The organism is Bradyrhizobium sp. LeoA1Lang, assembly GCF_055413685.1.
This window is the reverse complement of sequence record NZ_JBVAPG010000351.1, coordinates 1-2771: the sequence shown is the minus strand read 5'-3', so window position 1 is coordinate 2771 and position 2771 is coordinate 1. Positions and strand designations below refer to the sequence as shown.

3 protein-coding genes are annotated in these 2771 nt (G+C 61.9%); all 3 read left to right on the top strand.

The features are described 5' to 3' along the window. Positions 1–453: 453 nt before the first annotated feature. The 3 genes from ACZYOF_RS43270 (at position 454) to ACZYOF_RS43260 (ending at position 1805) form a co-directional block, all read left to right on the top strand. Entirely contained in the window at positions 454–840 is a 387-nt protein-coding gene (locus ACZYOF_RS43270; protein WP_130581825.1) for a RidA family protein, read from the top strand. Next, the gene (locus tag ACZYOF_RS43265) at positions 837–1400 is read left to right on the top strand and encodes a mismatch-specific DNA-glycosylase (protein ID WP_130581826.1); all 564 of its coding nucleotides are present in this window, start codon (positions 837–839) and stop codon (positions 1398–1400) included. Before ACZYOF_RS43270 ends, ACZYOF_RS43265 begins: the two co-directional genes overlap by 4 nt. 150 nt (positions 1401–1550) lie before the next feature. Continuing rightward, positions 1551–1805, top strand: coding sequence for a hypothetical protein (locus ACZYOF_RS43260; protein WP_130581827.1), 255 nt, complete (start codon positions 1551–1553; stop codon positions 1803–1805). Positions 1806–2771 lie beyond the last annotated feature (966 nt).

Below are 2771 nucleotides of genomic sequence, written 5' to 3'. Positions count from 1 at the left end.
TCCCGAAGCGACGCCGCCCACAACGCAAGCGTCTCCTCAATCGACGCTGCCTGCGTCCACGATCTTCGAATCATGGTTGCCCATGGATTCAGAAACCCACTAAAAAAACAACTGTAATGCTAGAGCGTTTTCGAGCGAAGTGGACACCGGTTCGCGTGAAGAAAACGCGTCAAAACAAGAATCTAGAGCGTCGGCTCTGATTTCATCAGAACCGACGCTCTAGTTATTTCCCACCATCGCAGAGCGGCAACGCTACTTGATCTGTGGTTGCGTCGCCGGTCGAGACAACTTTGCAGGTCTGCCCTGAGGAGTTGGCTGCCTGGATCGAGCGGCCGCTCGTCCCGCATATTGAGAGGCCGATCCTCGGATGTGCATTCGCGCGATCCATTGGCTCATACCGGCCACTGATCTATCCTGCATCTCATCTGTCCAACGACCACGCGAGGATGCCCCATGTCCATAAAGCACTTCCCTCCCCCGCCCGGCGTCAAGGCGCCGCCGCTCTCGTTCGGCGCCCGCGTCGGCGATCTCCTCTTCATCTCCGGCATCCCCGGCTTCGACGCCAACGGCGCGCTGCCTGAGACCTTCGAGGCACAGTTCGCCAACGTCGTCACCAACTTCAAGCGCGTGCTGGACGAGGCGGGCGCGACGGTGCGCGATCTTACCAAGGTCAACGTGCTGCTGACGCGCGCCTCCGATGTCGCCACGATGAACAAGCTCTATGCCGAGGCGTTCGGGCCGGCGCCCTACCCGGCACGCACCACCTGCGTGGTGGTGGCGCTGCCCGATCCGAAGATGCTGATCGAGATCGAGGGTGTGGCGAGCCTGCGCGCTTCATGAGCGGCGCGCCCGCGCCTCGCGAACGGCTGCCCGACCAGCTTGCCGCCGATCTGCGCCTGGTCTTCGTCGGCACCGCCGCGAGCCAGCGGTCGGCGGACCTCGGCCATTACTACGCGCATCCCGGCAATCGCTTCTGGCGCACGCTGCATCAGGTCGGCATCACGCCGCGCCGCTTCGAGCCGCATGAATTTCCGGCGCTCCTCGAACTCGGCATCGGCTTCACCGACATGTGCAAGACGGGCGCGGGGATGGACCACCGGGCGCTCGCCTTCCCTGTCGATGTGCCGGCGTTCTGCGAGAAGATGCTGATCTATCAGCCCAAGGCCATCGCGTTCACCAGCAAGAAGGCGGCATCCCTGTTCTACGAACGACCAACGACAGCGATCGCGCTAGGCCGGCAAGCTGCGCTGCCGGAATTCCCCGTCATCTTCGTGCTGGCGTCGCCATCGGGCGCAGCTTCGGGAAGCTGGTCGTTGCGGCCGTGGCAGGAGCTGGCGGATTGGCTGCTGTCTGACGAGCGAGTGGAGGATCGACATACCGCCGCGCGAAGCGGCCGGTGAAACTGCAGTTGATAAAGTCATCGCAGCCTCCCGATTTGGAGGGGGCAGGCTCTTGCCGTACCAATAACGCCATAAACGATCGCGAAAGATCGGCGGCGCCGCGGCCGATCGCGGAGGCAGCCAAATAACAAATTCGACAGGAGATACGTCATGCGTCGCGCTACCGCCCTCTGCCTCGCCACCTGCTTCGCTGTTGCGGCCTTCGCCGCCAAGCCCGCAGAGGCCGGCTATTACGTGATCCGCTGGGAGAACACCGGCATCTGCCAGATCTGGAATGAGGACCTGCAGCGGAAGCCGATGCAATGGCCCTCAACCTACCAGGTCGTCAGCAAGCCGGTCCCGACCTTCACCGCCGCGATGGCCGAGCAGCAGCAGATGCGGACGCAGCGCCGCTGCACATTGTGAGTTGCAGGGTCGCAATACTTGTAGGGTGGGCAAAGCGCAGCGTGCCCACCCTTGCGAGCGGAGTGCTCAATGGTGGGCACGGCGCGATCGACGCGCCTTTGCCCACCCTACAAGACTTTCTTCCCGCGGCTCTCGGTGGGTTACGCTTCGCCAACCCACCCTACGCAGCCGTCATTGCGAGCGAGCGAAGCAATCCACGTCTCCGCTTGCGGCACTATGGATTGCTTCGCTCCGCTCGCAATGACGATGTGGATACTTTGGGTGCGACAAATCAACCCGACGGGCAAATCAGTGATTTAACTCCGCGCGTCTCACCCAAGATGAGGGGCGGCTCGCGATCGTCACGAACGTTGCGGTGGGATGCGGTGGACGCAGGTGTTGCGACTGACGAGCGTGACATCAGCGGACGGCGAAGTCGTGTGGTCCTGGCGCCCCGACGCTGGCGCTAAGTTTTTTGCGCGAAACAAGTTCGCGCTTGAGATGACGGTGGCAAGAAAGCCCGGTCACCGGGGAGAGCACGAAGTAAGCCGTAACACCATCGCGCAGGGAAAGCCGGAATGCTTCGGTTGAACCTGTGGTCCTACCCCGTGCTTTTTGTTGCACGGGACCCATGGGTGCAACCGGCACCCGGCTTTCCCTGCGCCCTCTGATATCGAAGAGGGTGAAACGAGACGCAAAGCTCGGGCGTAATGCGCCGCGAGAATGCGGTCTCACATCCTCAACGCTGTTTGAAAATTGAATCAGCACTAACCCCACGTCGTCCCGGGCTTGACCCGGGACCCATAACCACAGGCCGTTGTTGTATGCTCCGCTGCAACCGCTTGCTCCCGCCACAACTCCTCCCTGTGGTTGATGGGGTGGACGGCCCCCTACGGCATCAGTTGTGCCAGAATGAGGTTGTCGAAATCTCAAACGAGGGAGCCGTCCGTGACGCAGATTATCCGCATTGGAATGGATACGTCGAAG